This window comes from Pseudomonas sp. ES1, from assembly GCF_050586605.1.
Classification (GTDB): domain Bacteria; phylum Pseudomonadota; class Gammaproteobacteria; order Pseudomonadales; family Pseudomonadaceae; genus Aquipseudomonas; species Aquipseudomonas sichuanensis.
Genome location: NZ_JBOBDM010000042.1, coordinates 1 through 13,870 on the forward strand (window position 1 = coordinate 1; position 13,870 = coordinate 13,870).

The 13,870-nt window shown below is 63.8% G+C and carries 12 protein-coding genes; 4 read left to right on the forward strand and 8 right to left on the reverse strand.

Going from position 1 to position 13,870, the window contains the following annotated elements; translation table 11 throughout:
• The 4 genes from ACQ4N9_RS17645 to tcyJ all read right to left on the reverse strand — a co-directional run.
• A partial coding sequence (locus ACQ4N9_RS17645; RefSeq protein ID WP_390968127.1) for an SfnB family sulfur acquisition oxidoreductase occupies window positions 1–1,239 on the reverse strand: 1,239 nt, incomplete at its 3' end.
• A gap of 319 nt (window positions 1,240–1,558) precedes the next feature.
• Window positions 1,559–2,317: an L-cystine ABC transporter ATP-binding protein TcyN gene (gene tcyN, locus ACQ4N9_RS17650; RefSeq protein WP_323831669.1), complete on the reverse strand. Its 759-nt coding sequence runs from the start codon at window positions 2,315–2,317 to the stop codon at window positions 1,559–1,561.
• Window positions 2,318–2,319: 2 nt separating this feature from the next.
• Window positions 2,320–2,988, reverse strand: a complete 669-nt coding sequence (gene tcyL, locus ACQ4N9_RS17655; protein WP_125465993.1) for a cystine ABC transporter permease — start codon at window positions 2,986–2,988, stop codon at window positions 2,320–2,322.
• Window positions 2,985–3,779 carry a cystine ABC transporter substrate-binding protein gene (gene tcyJ / locus ACQ4N9_RS17660; RefSeq protein WP_125861007.1) on the reverse strand — a complete coding sequence of 265 codons (795 nt, stop codon included), beginning with the start codon at window positions 3,777–3,779 and terminating at the stop codon, window positions 2,985–2,987. Before tcyJ ends, tcyL begins: the two co-directional genes overlap by 4 nt.
• Before the next feature lie 389 nt (window positions 3,780–4,168).
• Between tcyJ and epsC the strand changes: the two genes are divergently transcribed.
• Window positions 4,169–5,101, forward strand: coding sequence for a serine O-acetyltransferase EpsC (gene epsC / locus ACQ4N9_RS17665; RefSeq protein WP_347151243.1), 933 nt, complete (start codon window positions 4,169–4,171; stop codon window positions 5,099–5,101).
• Between the two features lie 331 nt (window positions 5,102–5,432).
• Window positions 5,433–7,394 (forward strand): choline transporter BetT, encoded by a 1,962-nt coding sequence (gene betT / locus ACQ4N9_RS17670; protein WP_390968237.1) that lies wholly within the window; start codon window positions 5,433–5,435, stop codon window positions 7,392–7,394.
• Between the two features lie 97 nt (window positions 7,395–7,491).
• On the opposite strand, the gene tauD is transcribed toward betT, so the two are convergent.
• The 4 genes from tauD to tauA form a co-directional block, all read right to left on the reverse strand.
• A complete protein-coding gene (gene tauD, locus ACQ4N9_RS17675) occupies window positions 7,492–8,325 on the reverse strand; it encodes a taurine dioxygenase (RefSeq protein ID WP_390968128.1) in 834 nt (277 codons plus the stop codon).
• 181 nt (window positions 8,326–8,506) lie between these two features.
• On the reverse strand, window positions 8,507–9,343 hold the full coding sequence (gene tauC, locus ACQ4N9_RS17680; RefSeq protein WP_347151241.1) for a taurine ABC transporter permease TauC: 837 nt from the start codon (window positions 9,341–9,343) through the stop codon (window positions 8,507–8,509).
• Window positions 9,340–10,134, reverse strand: a complete 795-nt coding sequence (gene tauB / locus ACQ4N9_RS17685; protein WP_125465988.1) for a taurine ABC transporter ATP-binding subunit — start codon at window positions 10,132–10,134, stop codon at window positions 9,340–9,342. The genes tauC and tauB overlap by 4 nt, the downstream gene beginning before the upstream one ends.
• A gap of 14 nt (window positions 10,135–10,148) precedes the next feature.
• Complete coding sequence (gene tauA, locus ACQ4N9_RS17690; RefSeq protein ID WP_110992085.1) at window positions 10,149–11,120, reverse strand: taurine ABC transporter substrate-binding protein; 972 nt, start codon at window positions 11,118–11,120, stop codon at window positions 10,149–10,151.
• A gap of 492 nt (window positions 11,121–11,612) precedes the next feature.
• Between tauA and ACQ4N9_RS17695 the strand changes: the two genes are divergently transcribed.
• A complete protein-coding gene (locus ACQ4N9_RS17695) occupies window positions 11,613–12,944 on the forward strand; it encodes an OprD family porin (RefSeq protein WP_390968129.1) in 1,332 nt (443 codons plus the stop codon).
• A gap of 166 nt (window positions 12,945–13,110) precedes the next feature.
• The gene (locus ACQ4N9_RS17700) at window positions 13,111–13,749 is read left to right on the forward strand and encodes a peroxiredoxin (protein WP_110992087.1); all 639 of its coding nucleotides are present in this window, start codon (window positions 13,111–13,113) and stop codon (window positions 13,747–13,749) included.
• Window positions 13,750–13,870: the final 121 nt, after the last annotated feature.

A 13,870-nucleotide genomic window follows, 5' to 3' on the forward strand; every position in this document is an offset into this window, starting at 1 on the left:
GATCCAGGAATGGCGGGCTGGCAGGGTGCCGTTGAGGTAGTAGGCGCCGACCGCGTGGTACTTCCAGCGCACCGGGTCGTGCAGGGTGTGCACCCGGGCGTTGCGCCAGTGCCGGTCGAGGTTGTACTCGGCCAGGCTCGCGCGGCTGCCGGCCAGCTCGAACAGCTTCTCGCTGGCCTGCAACGAAATCTCGGTGGTGAGCACCTTGGCCTCGGCCACCGCGATCGAGGCCCGCGCAGCGGCGGCATCGTCGATGGGGCCGGCGTTGACTTCGTCGAGCACCTTGGCGGCCCTGCGCAGCAGCGCTTCGGCGGCATGCAGGTCGAGCTTCAGGCGGCCGATGTCGGCGATCACATAAGGGTCGTCGCTGTTGCGCTCGACCTTGGCTTCGATCCACGGCCGCGACTTCTCGCGCACGAAAGTGATCGCGTCCTCGATCGCCGCTTCGGCGATACCGGCGTCGATGGCCGCCTGGATCAGTTGCGAGGCCGCGCCCTGGATGTTCGGTACATCGCGCTGGCGCCAGTTATCCACAACCAGGTCGGCGTCCACCGGCACCTGTTCCAGCAGCACGGTGCCGCTGGCGGTGGTGCGTTGGCCAAAGCCCGACCAGTCGTCGATGATGCGCAAGCCGCGGCTGCCACGGCGCCCGAACGCCAGGCGCTGGCGGCCTTCGTCGTCCAGCGCCTTGACCGCCACCCAGTGGGCGTACAGGGCGCCGGTGGAGTAGAACTTTTCGCCGCTGATGCTGAAGTCGTCACCCTTGCGGGTGATGCGCGCCTTGAGCGTCAGGGTGTCCTTGGTGCCGCGCTCCGGCCCGGCATTGCCGATGCGCCAGCCGTCGAGCACGGCGCGGAAGATCCGCTGTTTCTGCGCCTCGGTGGCGGTCAGGCGCACCAGCTGCAGGATGCCGAACTGGTTCTGCGGGATCTGCCCCAGCGCCGGGTCTGCGGCGCTGATCAGGCGGAACACTTCGGCGATGGTCACGAACGACACTTCCGGGCCGCCGTAGGCCTTGGGGATGCTGATGCTGCCCAGGCCGCTGCGGGTGAACTGTTCGATCTCGGCCCACGGCAGCTTGCGCTGCTGGTCGCGGCTGGCGGCGTTGTGGCGGGCCAGGTCGGCCAGTTCACGGGCGGCCTGCAGGGCCTCCTGGTCGCTCTGCAGCACCTTGGCGGGCAGCAGCAGGGGCGAGCTGTCGGTGTCGCTGTGCGATTGGGTAGTTGGCTGGCTGGACATCAGTACCGCTCCTTGGCTGCACTCAATGCCCTGGCGTTGGCCACTGGGGTGATTGTGATCCTGACCATTCCTTACCTCACAAAAGTTGACTGTGCCGCCTCGGGGTGAGGTCGGCAGACGTTTGCTGGTCCGGTGGTCCGGTCTATATACCCTAATGGCTTATCAAGCCTTTATGAACTAACGCTTTGGAATATATATAGAATCGGGCATTTGCTCCGCACGTGCTGACGCAATCGCCGGCAAGCCAGCTCCCACAGGTACAGTGCACACTTGTGGGAGCCGGCTTGCCGGCGATTGCGTCAGTGGAGGTTGTGCAGGCTTACTCTGAGGCAGCCGTGCCGAGGAACTTGCGCAAGAACTGCCGCGTACGCTCCTCTCTGGGGTTGGCGAACAGCGCCTTGGCCTCGCCCTGCTCGACGATCACGCCCTTGTCGAAGAAGATCACCCGATTGGCCACATCGCGGGCAAAGCTCATCTCGTGGGTGACGATGATCATGGTGCGCTTTTCCTCGGCCAGGCCGCGGATGGTCGCCAGCACTTCACCCACCAGCTCAGGGTCGAGCGCCGAGGTGGGCTCGTCGAACAGGATCACCTCCGGCTCCATGGCCAGGGCGCGGGCAATGGCCACCCGCTGCTGCTGGCCACCTGACAGGCGCCGGGGGTAGGCGTCTTCCTTGCCGGCCAGGCCGACCTTGGCCAGCAGGCGCTTGCCCAACTCGATGGCCTTGTCCCGAGGCGTCTTCTTGACGATCACCGGCCCTTCGATGACGTTGTCCAGCGCGGTGCGGTGAGGGAACAGGTTGAAGTTCTGGAACACGAAACCGGCCTGCTGGCGCAGGCGGCGAATCGCGCTTTGCTGGCCACCCAGGGGGCGGTTGGCGTCGATGCTGATATCGCCGATCTGGATGCGCCCTGCGTCGGGCGTTTCCAGCAGGTTGAGGCAGCGCAGGAAGGTGGTCTTGCCCGAGCCGCTGGGGCCGATGATGGCCACCACTTCGCCCGGTTGTACGGTGAGGTCGATGCCGTTGAGCACGGTCTGGCCCTTGAACCGCTTGGTCAGGCCTTCTACTACGATCATCGTCAGTGCTCCTGGTCGTGCTGGTTGACCCGCGCTTCCATGCGGTTCTGGAAGTGCGCGAGGATGCTGCAGAGGATCCAGTAGATCAGCGCAACCGCCAGGTACATGGTGAACACTTCGAAGGTGCGGGCGGTGATCAGCTGCGCCTGACGGAACAGCTCGGGCACCTGGATGGTCGCCGCCAGGGCGGTGTCCTTGACCAGCGAGATGAAACTGTTACCCAGCGGCGGCAGCGCGGTGCGCAGCGCCTGCGGCAGGATCGCCCGGCGCATGGCCTGGGTGCGGGTCATGCCGATGGAGGCAGCGGCCTCCCACTGGCCACGGTCGATCGAGGAGATCGCCGCACGCAGGATTTCGCAGATGTACGCCGCCATGTTCAGCGACAGACCGATCAGCGAGGCCGGGATCGGGTCTAGCTCGATACCGATCTGCGGCATGCCGAAATAGATCACGAACAGCTGCACCAGCAGCGGCGTGCCACGGAAGAACGAGACGTAGATACGTGCCAGCCAGTCCAGCGGCAGGATCTTCGACAGGCGCATCAGTGCCAGGGCAAAGCCCAGCACCAGGCCGAAGAACATGCCGCCGACACTGAGCAGCACCGTGTAGCCAGCGCCCTTCAACAGAAAGGGCGTGGAATCGGCAACGAGTTGCAGGCTTTCAGCAATCATTTGGTGACATCGGCACCGAAGTATTTCTCGGACAGCTTGGCCAGGGTGCCGTCAGCCTTCAGCTTGTCGATGGCCTTGTTGAGTGCGGCCAGCAGCTCTGGCTCACCCTTGCGCAGGGCCACGCCGCTTTCCAGGCGCGAGAAGGCGTCGCCGGCGAGCTGGGTGTCCTTGGCTTTTTGCGCGTATTCCAGCGCGGCCAGGCGGTCGATCAGGATGGCGTCGATGCGGCCGTTGCGCAGGTCGGCGAACTTGCTCGGGTCGTCTTCATAGGTGCGTACTTCGGCTTTCGGCACGTCCTGCTTGACCCATTGCTCGTAGTTGGTGCCCAGGCCCACGCCGACCTTCTTGCCGGCCAGGTCTTGCGCGGTCTTGATGTTCAGGGTTTCGGCTTTCTTCTTCAGGATCAGCGCCTGGATACCGGAGACGGTGTAGGGCTCGGTGAAGTCGTACTTCTTCTTGCGCTCTTCGGAGATGGTCACCTGGTTGATCACCACGTCCAGACGTTTGGACTCCAGCGCGGCGAGGATGCCGTCCCACTTGGTCGGCTGCAGCTTGACCTTGACCCCCAGCTCCTTGGCCAGCAGTTCCGACAGTTCCACTTCGAAGCCGGCCAGCTTGCCGTTCTCATCCTGGAAGCTGAAGGGAGGGTAGGTGCCTTCCAGGCCGACGTTGATCACGCCTTTTTCCTGGATGGTCTTCAGTTGCTCGCCGGCGAAGGCCTGGCCGAGCAGGCCGGCGCCGAGCAGCAGCGCCAGGCTGGCATTGAGAAGGGGTTTGGCGAATTTGGACATGTGTGGCCCCGCGCTTGTTGTGGAAGTAGTGGGTGGCAAATATAAAGCTGGGCTGTATAGGCCTGGAAATAATAAAAAATCCGGTTGTTATTCCATGTCTGTAAATTGCCATCCCATGGCAGGGTTGAGGGTAGCCACGAATGGACACCCCGTCAGCGTTGCTTATGCCTGACTTAGCGCAGGATGGAATAAAGCGTTGTTTTTTCCAAGGGGGGGATTTGTCTTACAGTGGCTTGCAGAACCAGCACTACCCCCTGTGGGAGCTGGCTTGCCAGCGATGGCGCCGGCCCAGGCAACGGCGTTGTTTCGGCTGGCGCCATCGCCGGCAAGCCGGCTCCCACAAGGCCGAATGTGCACATCAAGAAAGCCCGCCTGGCAGGAGATCCACCGTGAGCGAACAACCATCAACAGCCCATTGGCAACTGCAGGGCATCGTCACCGGCCTGCGCAGCGCCCGTGAGCAATGGCGCAGCAGCAATGGCCGCAGCAGCGGCGAGCAGGGTGGCCGCGAGCTGCCGTCGCGCGAGGCGCTGCGCCAGATCCTCGAGCAACTGTGCGGCGCGCTGTTCCCCATGCGCCTGGGCCCGGTGGACCTGCGCGAGGAAAGCGAGGACTTCTACGTCGGCCATACCCTCGACGCCGCGCTGACCGCGCTGCTGACCCAGGCTCGCCTGGAACTGCGTTACGCGGCGCGCCATGGCAAGACCGACGTCACCGACGTCGACGCCCACGCCCTGCGCCTGATCCAGGACTTCGCCGCCGCCTTGCCGGCCCTGCGCGTGCTGCTCGACACCGATGTGCTGGCCGCCTACCACGGTGATCCGGCGGCGCGCAGCGTCGACGAGGTGCTGCTGTGCTACCCGGGCATCCTGGCGATCATCCACCACCGCCTGGCCCATCACCTGTACCAGGCTGGCTTGCCGCTGCTGGCGCGGATCAGCTCGGAGCTGGCGCACTCGGCCACCGGCATCGACATCCACCCCGGTGCGCAGATCGGCCCGAGTTTCTTCATCGACCACGGCACCGGCGTGGTCATCGGCGAGACGGCGATCATTGGCGAGCGGGTGCGCATTTATCAGGCGGTAACCCTGGGGGCCAAGCGCTTCCCCAGCGATGAGTCGGGGACCCTGCACAAAGGCCTGGCGCGCCACCCGATCGTCGAGGACGACGTGGTGATCTATGCCGGGGCGACCATTCTGGGGCGTATCACCATCGGCAAGGGCTCGACCATTGGCGGCAACGTGTGGCTGACCCGCAGCGTGCCGGCCGAGAGCAACATTACCCAGGCCAATTTGCAGTTGGATTGCCAGGACAAGAACTGATCTGAGTTGTGGGGCGCCTGTGCCGGCCTCTTCGCGGGTAAACCCGCTCCCACAGGGACTGCACATTTCTCGAGTTGGGCGACATCCTGTGGGAGCGGGTTTACCCGCGAAGAGGGCTGCGCCGATGCCCCGCCCAGCGGCATCGGGTCGCATTGAAATCCGATCCATGTTTAACTTGAACGCTTGTTCAATGAAAAAACGCTGGTCCATTGCCGGTGTTCAACAGGAGGATTCCTTTGCTGAACCCGTACAATCCGAACCTCACGTCCTTTGACGAGGTGCACGCCCGATGAGTGCACCAACGCCTTCCCTTGCCAATGGCAAGATCCGCATGAACCCCCCGGTGTTCTACTTCGCGGCAAGCTTCATCCTGCTGTTCGGCCTGGTGGTCATCGCCATGCCGCAAGCGGCCGGCGAATGGTTGCTGGCGGCGCAGAACTGGGCGGCCAACACCGTCGGCTGGTACTACATGCTGGCCATGACCCTGTACCTGGTGTTCGTGGTGGTCACTGCGGTATCCGGCTACGGCAAGATCAAGCTCGGCGCCGACCACGACGAACCCGAGTTCAGCTACCTGTCCTGGGCGGGCATGCTGTTCGCTGCCGGCATCAGTATCACGCTGTTCTTCTTCTGTGTTTCCGAACCCCTGACCCACATGCTCCAGCCGCCCCAGGGCGAGGCGGGCACGGCCGATGCCGGGCGCCAGGCGATGCAGATCCTGTTCCTGCACTGGGGCCTGCATGGCTGGGGCGTGTTCGCCTTCGTCGGCATGGCGCTGGCCTACTTCGCCTACCGCCACAACCTGCCGCTGGCGCTGCGTTCGGCGTTGTACCCGCTGATCGGCAAGCGCATCAACGGCCCGATCGGCTACGCGGTGGACGGCTTCGGCATCATCGCCACGGTGTTCGGCCTGGGTGCCGACATGGGCTTCGGCGTGCTGCACCTGAACGCCGGGCTCGACTACCTGTTCGGCATCAGCCACAGCCAGTGGGTGCAGGTGCTGCTGATCACCCTGATGATGGGCGCGGCGGTGGCCGTGGCGGTCGCCGGGGTGGAGAAGGGCGTGCGGGTGATGAGCGACATCAACCTGTTCCTGGCCTGCGCGCTGCTGCTGTTCGTGCTGTTCGCCGGGCCCACCCAGCACCTGTTCAACACCCTGATCCAGAACCTCGGCGACTACCTCGGCGCCTTGCCTCGCAAGAGTTTCGACGTGTACGCCTATGGTGAAAACCGTGACTGGCTGGGTGGCTGGACGGTGTTCTACTGGGCCTGGTGGATTGCCTGGGCGCCGTTCGTGGGCCTGTTCATCGCGCGTATTTCGCGCGGCCGCACCATCCGCGAGTTCGTCTTCGGCGTGCTGCTGATCCCGCTGGGCTTCACCCTGGCGTGGATGTCGATCTTCGGCAACAGCGCGCTGGACCAGGTGATCAACCACGGCATGACCGCGCTGGGCCAGTCGGCATTGGATAACCCGTCGATGAGCCTGTACCTGCTGCTGGAAACCTACCCGTGGAGCAAGACGGTGATCGCCGTGACGGTGTTCATCAGCTTCGTGTTCTTCGTCACCTCGGCCGACTCCGGCACCGTGGTGCTGTCGACGCTGTCGGCCAAGGGCGGCGGCGCTGACGAAGATGGGCCGAACTGGCTGCGGATCTTCTGGGGGGCGATGACTGCGCTGATCACCAGTGCCCTGCTGTTCGCCGGCAGCATCGACTCGCTCAAGTCTGCGGTGGTGCTGACCTCGCTGCCGTTCTCGCTGATCCTGTTGTGCATGATGTGGGGGCTGCACAAGGCCTTCTACCTGGAGAGCCAGCGGCAGATCGCCCAGATGCATTCGCTGGCCCCGTTCGCCCAGTCGCGGCGCGGCCGTGGCGGCTGGCGCCAGCGCCTGAGCCAGGCCGTGCATTTCCCGTCACGTGACGAGGTGTACCGCTTCATGGACGACGTGGTGCGCCCGGCGATTGCCGAGGTGCGCGAGGTGTTCGAGCAGAAGGGCCTGGTGCTGATCACCCAGGACGACCCGAGCCATGACAACGTCAGCCTGAAGATCGGCCATGGCGATGAGCAGCCGTTCATCTACCAGGTGCAGATGCGTGGCTACTTCACCCCGTCGTTCGCCCTCGGTGGGCTGGGTACGCAGGACTTGAAGAACCGCCGTTATTACCGGGCGGAGGTGCACCTGAGCGAGGGCAGCCAGAACTACGACCTGGTGGGCTACAGCAAGGAGCAGATCATCAACGACATCCTCGACCAGTACGAGCGGCACATGCAGTACCTGCATCTGGTGAGGTAGGCCTGTTCGCGGGTAAACCCGCTCCCACAGGGTTCTGCGCAGCGCCTGTGGGAGCGGGTTTACCCGCGAATGCATTGGGACTGGCAAAGCCTATCTGTCAGAACGGCGCATCCCCCAGGATGGTCGCCCGGTGCATCACCCGCCGATTGGGCCGGTAGTCATCCACCGCAAAATGCTGGGTCACGCGGTTATCCCAGAACGCCACGTCGTTCTCCTGCCAACGCCAGCGAATGCTGAACTCCGGCCGCGTCGCATGGGCGAACAGCAGCTTGAGCAGCGCCTCGCTTTCATACTCGTTCAGCTCGTTGATCCGCGTGGTGAACCCTTCGTTGACGAACAGCGCCTTGCGCCCGCTGACCGGGTGGGTGCGCACCACCGGGTGCGACAGCGGCGGGTTGTTGCGCCGGGTGGCTTCCCAGCGCGCCAGGTCCTCGGGCGTGGTGCCGAAGCGCTCAAGCGGGAAGGATTTGGTGAAGTCATGGGTGGCGGTCAGGCCGTCGAGCATCGCGCGCAGCGGCGCCGACAGTGCCTCGAATGCGGCAATGCCACTGGCCCACAAGGTGTCGCCACCGTAGGCCGGCAGCTGCTTGGCGCTGAGCACCGCGCCCAGTGCCGGGGTCGGCAGGAAGGTCACGTCGGTGTGCCACACGGCGTTGTCGCGCACGTCGGTCACGGCGGTGTCGAGGATCAGTACCTGCGGGGTTTCCGGCACGTTGGGGTAGATCGGGTGGATGTGCAGGTCGCCGAAGCGGGCGGCGAAGCGCGCCTGTTGTTCGGGGTTGATCGGCTGGTCGCGGAAGAACAGCACCTGGTGCTCGAGCAGCGCCTGCTCGATGGCGTCGCGCTGTTCTTTGGTGATATCGCGGCTGATGTCGACGCCGCTGATCTGCGCGCCCAGGGCCGGGCTCAAGGGGGTAATGGTCAGGCTCATGGTTGGTCTCGCATGGATGTCGTATCCCAGGGGCGGGGTGAGTCTTTTCTGATATGGCGCGGACTTGTGGGAGCGGGTTTACCGGAGTGCCGGACCACCGCGAACACCGGCGAAGCCGGTGCCATCCACCGTGGCGCCTGCTTCGCGGGTAAACCCGCTCCCACAGTTGCGATCTTTGGGGTCAATGGCTCTGCCCATGCCAGGGCACCAGCTTGCGTTGCAGGGCGCGCAGGCCCATCTCCAGGGCGAAGGCGATCAGGGCGATCAACAGGATCCCCAGCACCACCACGTCGGTCACCAGGAACTGCGCCGCCGACTGCACCATGAAGCCCAGGCCGCTGGTGGCGGCGATCAGCTCGGCGGCGACCAGGGTCGACCAACCCACGCCCAGGCCGATGCGCACGCCGGTGAGGATGTCGGGCAGGGCGCTGGGCAGGATCACGTGGCGGATCAGCTGGGCCTTGGTCGCGCCCAGCGATTGCGCGGCGCGCAGCTTGGTCGGGTCGACGGTGCGCACGCCGGTGGCGGTGGCGATGGCGATCGGGGCGAAGATCGCCAGGTAGATCAGCAGCACCTTGGACAGCTCGCCGATGCCGCACCAGATCACGATCAATGGCAGGTAGGCCAGCGGCGGGATCGGCCGGTAGAACTCGATCAATGGGTCGAGGATGCCGCGGGCCACGCGGTTGTAACCGATGGCCAGGCCGACCGGGATGGCGGTCAGGGTCGCAGCCGCCAGCGCCAGGCCGATGCGGCCGAGGCTGGCACCCAGGTGCTGCCACAGGCTGGCGTCCATGTAGCCCTGGGTGAGCAGGGTCCAGGCCTTGGCCAGGATGTCGGCGGGCGGCGGCAGGAACAGCGGCTCGACCAGGCCTGCGGCCGTCACCAGCCACCAGGCCAGCAGCAGGGTGGCCAGGGTCAGGGTGCTGATCCAGCGGGTGGAAAGGGGCTGGCGGGTTTTGCCAGGGGCAGGTTTGGCGTCACGTTTGGCCGCGACAGGCAGGTCCAGGCTGCTCATGCAGACTCCTCTCGGCGGGCGCTTTCGCGTTGTGAGAACACCCGCGCCAGCACGTGCTCGCGGGTTTCGATGAAGCGTGGGTCGGACTTGATCGCCCGGGCCGGTTCGCCAGCGGCGTAGCGCTGGCCGAAGTCCAACTGCAGGCGTTCGACCACGCGCCCGGGGTTGGGCGCCAGCAGTACCAGCTCGGTGGCCAGGAACACTGCCTCTTCGATGTCGTGGGTGATCAGGAACACCGGCTTGGCGGTGCGCTGCCAGACCTGCAGCAGCAGCTCCTGCATCTGTTCGCGGGTGAAGGCGTCGAGGGCGCCGAACGGCTCGTCCATCAGCAGCACCCGAGGGTCGGCGGCCAACGCTCGGGCCAGGCCCACGCGCTGTTTCTGGCCACCGGACAACTGCCAGATGTGCCGCTCGCCGAAGCCGGCCAGGTCGACCAGCGCCAGCATCTCGCGGGCCTTGGCCTCACGCTGCGCGCGGGGTACGCCGGCCAGTTGCAGGCCGAAGGCGACATTGGCCAGCACGTCCTGCCACGGCAGCAGAGCGTCGTCCTGGAACACCACGCCACGGTCGGCGCCCGGCCCTTGCACGGCGGCACCGTCAAGGGTGATGCGCCCGGCGCTGGGGGCGACGAAACCGGCGATCAGGTTGAGCAGCGAGGTCTTGCCGCTGCCGGACGGCCCAAGGGCCACCAGCAGCTGGCGTGGGCCCAGGCTCAGGTTGATGTCGGCCAGCACCGGGGTGCTGGCGCCGGGGTACTGTGCGCTGATGCGCTCCAGTTCAAGCAAGGCCATGACGGGCTCCGGTCTTAGTTGGGCAGGTATTGCTTGCTGACGTAGGGCGAGTAGTCCGGCAGTACCGCATCGACCTTGCCTTGTTGCTTGAGGAAGGTGGCGGTGTCGGTCAGCGCCTGGGTGGTCGGTGCGCCGAGGGCATTGGCCTGGTCGTCCGCCAGCGGGTAGACGTTGCCTTGCAGCAGTACCGGGATATCTGCCGCCTTGGCACCCGACAGCTTGACCAGCTTGGCGACGTTGTCCGGGTTGGCCAGCCAGGCTTTCGGGTCTTTGCGGTAGTCGGCATAGGCGTCGAGGGTGACCTTGGCGAACGACTTGACGATTTCCGGGTGCTTGGCGGCGAAGTCCTTGCGCACGATCCAGGCGTCGAAGGTCGGCGCGCCTTTTTCGGCCAGCTCGCCGGAGGTGATCAGCACCTTGCCGTTTTCCTTGGCCACGCCCAGGGCCGGGTCCCAGACGTAAGTGGCGTCGATGTCGCCGCGCTTCCAGGCGGCGATGATCGCCGGCGGCGCCAGGTTGAGGATCTGCACCTTGGTGGGGTCGATGTTCCAGCTTTTGAGCGCGGCCAGCAGGCTGTAGTGGCCGGTGGAGACGAACGGCACGGCGACTTTCTTGCCCACCAGGTCCTGCGGGGTCTTGATGCTGTCACGGGCGACCAGTGCCTCGCCGGCACCGATCTGGGTGGCGATCAGGAAGGTCTCGACCGGCAGCTTGCGGGTGGCGGCGGCGGCCAGGGGGCTCGAGCCGAGGTAGCCGATCTGCACGTCGCCGCTGGCCACGGCGGTGATCACGTCGGCGCCGTTGTCGAACTTGCGCCAGTCGATGCTGGCCTTGCTGGCTTTCTCGTAGTCGCCGTCCACCTGGGCCACCTTGGCCGGGTCGACGGTGGTCTGGTAGGCGACGGTCAGGTCGGCGGCCTGGGCCAGCCAGCTGGTGCCGGCGAGGGTCAGGGCAGCGAACAGGCGCAGCGGGGCATGCGGGATCATGGTGAACCTCTCGTCAGGCAATTGGGTTATGGATGGCGAGAAGACTAGATGATCTAAGAAATGAGAAATAAATAACTTTTTTGCATTAGCTTAGGAGCCAAACGCTTTAAGGGCGCGGGGGCTGCGGCTGGCGGAATGGAAAAGGGCTGCTAGCCTTTTTCGGCTCCGGTCGGGGGGCTGTGCGGCAGAGGGCCGCCAAACGTTTGCACATAACCTAAAGGTATGATTGACGTCGTCGATACAACCTTTTGCAGTAAAGGTTCCAATGTTATTCCGTAAAAATCTTACAGATTCATAAAACGGTCATTTTGGATTTATAGGATTGTCATTATCCTGTAGCGCAGGACGACGGCTTAGACCAAAGTCGCGAATCGACCGTTGAGCATTGACTTGGCGGTCACGCATTGGTGCTAAATCGCCAATCCCGGGCGAGTGGGGCAAAAGATCCTGCCGCTTGTGACGCACAAAAATTAGAACGTAGAGGAGCAAAACATGTACAAGTCCAGCCTGGCCCTGGCCGTGGCACTGGGGGTTCTCGCCCAACAAGCAGGCGCTGCAGGTTTCATCGAGGACAGCAAAGTGTCCTTGAGCTCGCGCACCATGTACTTCAACAACGACAACCGTGAAGCCCACGGTAAAGTCCGCCCGGATCAACGTGAATCCGGCCAGGGCTTCAAGCTCGACTACATCTCGGGCTTCACCGAAGGCACCGTAGGTTTCGGTGTTGACGCCCAAGCGCTGTGGGGCATCCGCCTGGACGGCGGCAAGGGTTACCACAAAGGTGGTTTCTTCCCGGATGACGGCAAGGGCGCCGCAGACCAGTGGGCACGTGTTGGCGCCAATGCCAAGGCTCGCTTCTCCAAGACCGAAGCGCACTTCGGTAGCGCGCTGGCTCCGAACCTGCCGATCCTGGTCTCCAACGATGGCCGTCTGCTGCCGCAGACCTTTGAAGGTGGCACCATCACCTCGAAGGAAATCGACAACCTGACCATCAACGCCGGTCAGCTGACCCACGCCATGGGCCGTGCGTCGAGCAACCGCACCGGTCTGTCGGTTGCCGGTTCCGCCGCCGAAAGCAACAAGTTCCGCTACGGCGGCCTGGACTACAAGCTCACTCCAGACCTGACCCTGCAGTACTACTACTCGAACCTGGAAGACTTCTACAAGCAGCACTTCCTGGGCGCGACCCACGTCTTCAAGATCGCTGACGACCAGTCGTTCAAGACCGACCTGCGCTACTTCGACAGCAGCAACGACGGCAAGAACGGCCACGACAGCGCGTACAACTTCAACAACAACGGTGGCTACGCCAAGAACAAAGGCAAGATCGACAACAAGACTTGGTCTGCCATGTTCACCTACACCCTGGGTGGCCACGCGCTGATGCTCGGTCGTCAGCAGGTTGGCGACGACGGTGGCTTCGTCTGGCTGAACCAGGGCAGCCTGGTCAACGACAGCGGCACCTCGGAAGGCGCTGGCGGTTCCAGCTTCTACCTGTTCACCGACAGCATGATCAACCAGTTCGCCCGTGCTGGCGAGAACACCAACTTCGGTCAGTACTCCTATGACTTCGCCGCGCTGGGCGTGCCAGGCCTGAAAGCCTCGGTTGCCTACCTGCGTGGTGACGACGTGCGTAACGCATCGGGCCACGGCACCTACGACGAATGGGAACGTGATGCCCGCGTCGACTACACCATCCAGCAAGGTACCCTCAAAGGCCTGGGCTTCAGCCTGCGTCAGGGCGTGTACCGTGGTGAAGGCGAAAGCAGCGCCGACCAGGATCAAACTCGCTTCATCGTCAACTACACTTACGCCTTCATGTAAGTCGTAGCTGCAACAGAAGAAGCCTCGCCTAGTGCGAGGCTTTTTTGTGCCTGCCATTTCGTATGCGTTATGGTTATAAATAAATCGATATTTATTCTTTTTATTTTGATTCGAATGCAGGCACATTGAACCCATCAAGGCCAGACACAGCACAGGAGCCGCTTCCATGAGCCTCAAACTCGGCGACATCGCCCCCGATTTCGAACAGGATTCCAGCGCCGGCAAGATCCGCTTCCACGAATGGCTGGGCAACAGCTGGGGCGTGCTGTTCTCCCACCCGGCCGACTTCACCCCGGTGTGCACCACCGAGCTGGGCCTGACCGCCAAGCTCAAGGATGATTTCGCCCAGCGCGGGGTCAAGGCCATCGCCCTGTCGGTCGACCCGGTCGACTCGCACCACCGCTGGATCGATGACATCAACGAAACCCAGAACACCGTGGTCAACTTCCCGATCATTGCCGACGCCGACCGCAAGGTGTCCGACCTGTACGACCTGATCCACCCCAACGCCAGCGACACCCTCACGGTGCGCTCTCTGTTCGTCATCGACCCGAACAAGAAGGTGCGCCTGACCATCACCTACCCGGCCAGTACCGGGCGCAACTTCAACGAGATCCTGCGGGTGATCGACTCGCTGCAACTGACCGACAACCACAAGGTCGCCACCCCCGCCAACTGGCAGGACGGTGATGAGGTGGTGATCGTGCCGTCGCTCAAGGACGAGGACGAAATCAAGCAGCGCTTCCCGAAAGGTTACCGGGCGGTGAAACCTTATCTGCGCCTGACGCCGCAACCCAATCGTTAAGTGAATCCTCGTTGTAATGCTCTTAGCCATAGCAGGGATTTCGGGCCGTTTCGACGGCCCTTTTTTATGGGCGTCGTTTAGTGTTTTGTTATTTTGGTTATTAATAAATAGCTTCTTATTC

Bases quoted from the DNA above. Each gene is read 5' to 3' on its own strand.
- tcyN (WP_323831669.1), bottom strand. From the start codon at position 2,317: ATGATCGTAGTAGAAGGCCTGACCAAGCGGTTCAAGGGCCAGACCGTG.
- tcyL (WP_125465993.1), bottom strand. From the start codon at position 2,988: ATGATTGCTGAAAGCCTGCAACTCGTTGCCGATTCCACGCCCTTTCTG.
- tcyJ (WP_125861007.1), bottom strand. From the start codon at position 3,779: ATGTCCAAATTCGCCAAACCCCTTCTCAATGCCAGCCTGGCGCTGCTG.
- betT (WP_390968237.1), top strand. From the start codon at position 5,433: ATGAACCCCCCGGTGTTCTACTTCGCGGCAAGCTTCATCCTGCTGTTC.
- tauD (WP_390968128.1), bottom strand. From the start codon at position 8,325: ATGAGCCTGACCATTACCCCCTTGAGCCCGGCCCTGGGCGCGCAGATC.
- tauC (WP_347151241.1), bottom strand. From the start codon at position 9,343: ATGAGCAGCCTGGACCTGCCTGTCGCGGCCAAACGTGACGCCAAACCT.
- tauB (WP_125465988.1), bottom strand. From the start codon at position 10,134: ATGGCCTTGCTTGAACTGGAGCGCATCAGCGCACAGTACCCCGGCGCC.
- tauA (WP_110992085.1), bottom strand. From the start codon at position 11,120: ATGATCCCGCATGCCCCGCTGCGCCTGTTCGCTGCCCTGACCCTCGCC.
- ACQ4N9_RS17695 (WP_390968129.1), top strand. From the start codon at position 11,613: ATGTACAAGTCCAGCCTGGCCCTGGCCGTGGCACTGGGGGTTCTCGCC.
- ACQ4N9_RS17700 (WP_110992087.1), top strand. From the start codon at position 13,111: ATGAGCCTCAAACTCGGCGACATCGCCCCCGATTTCGAACAGGATTCC.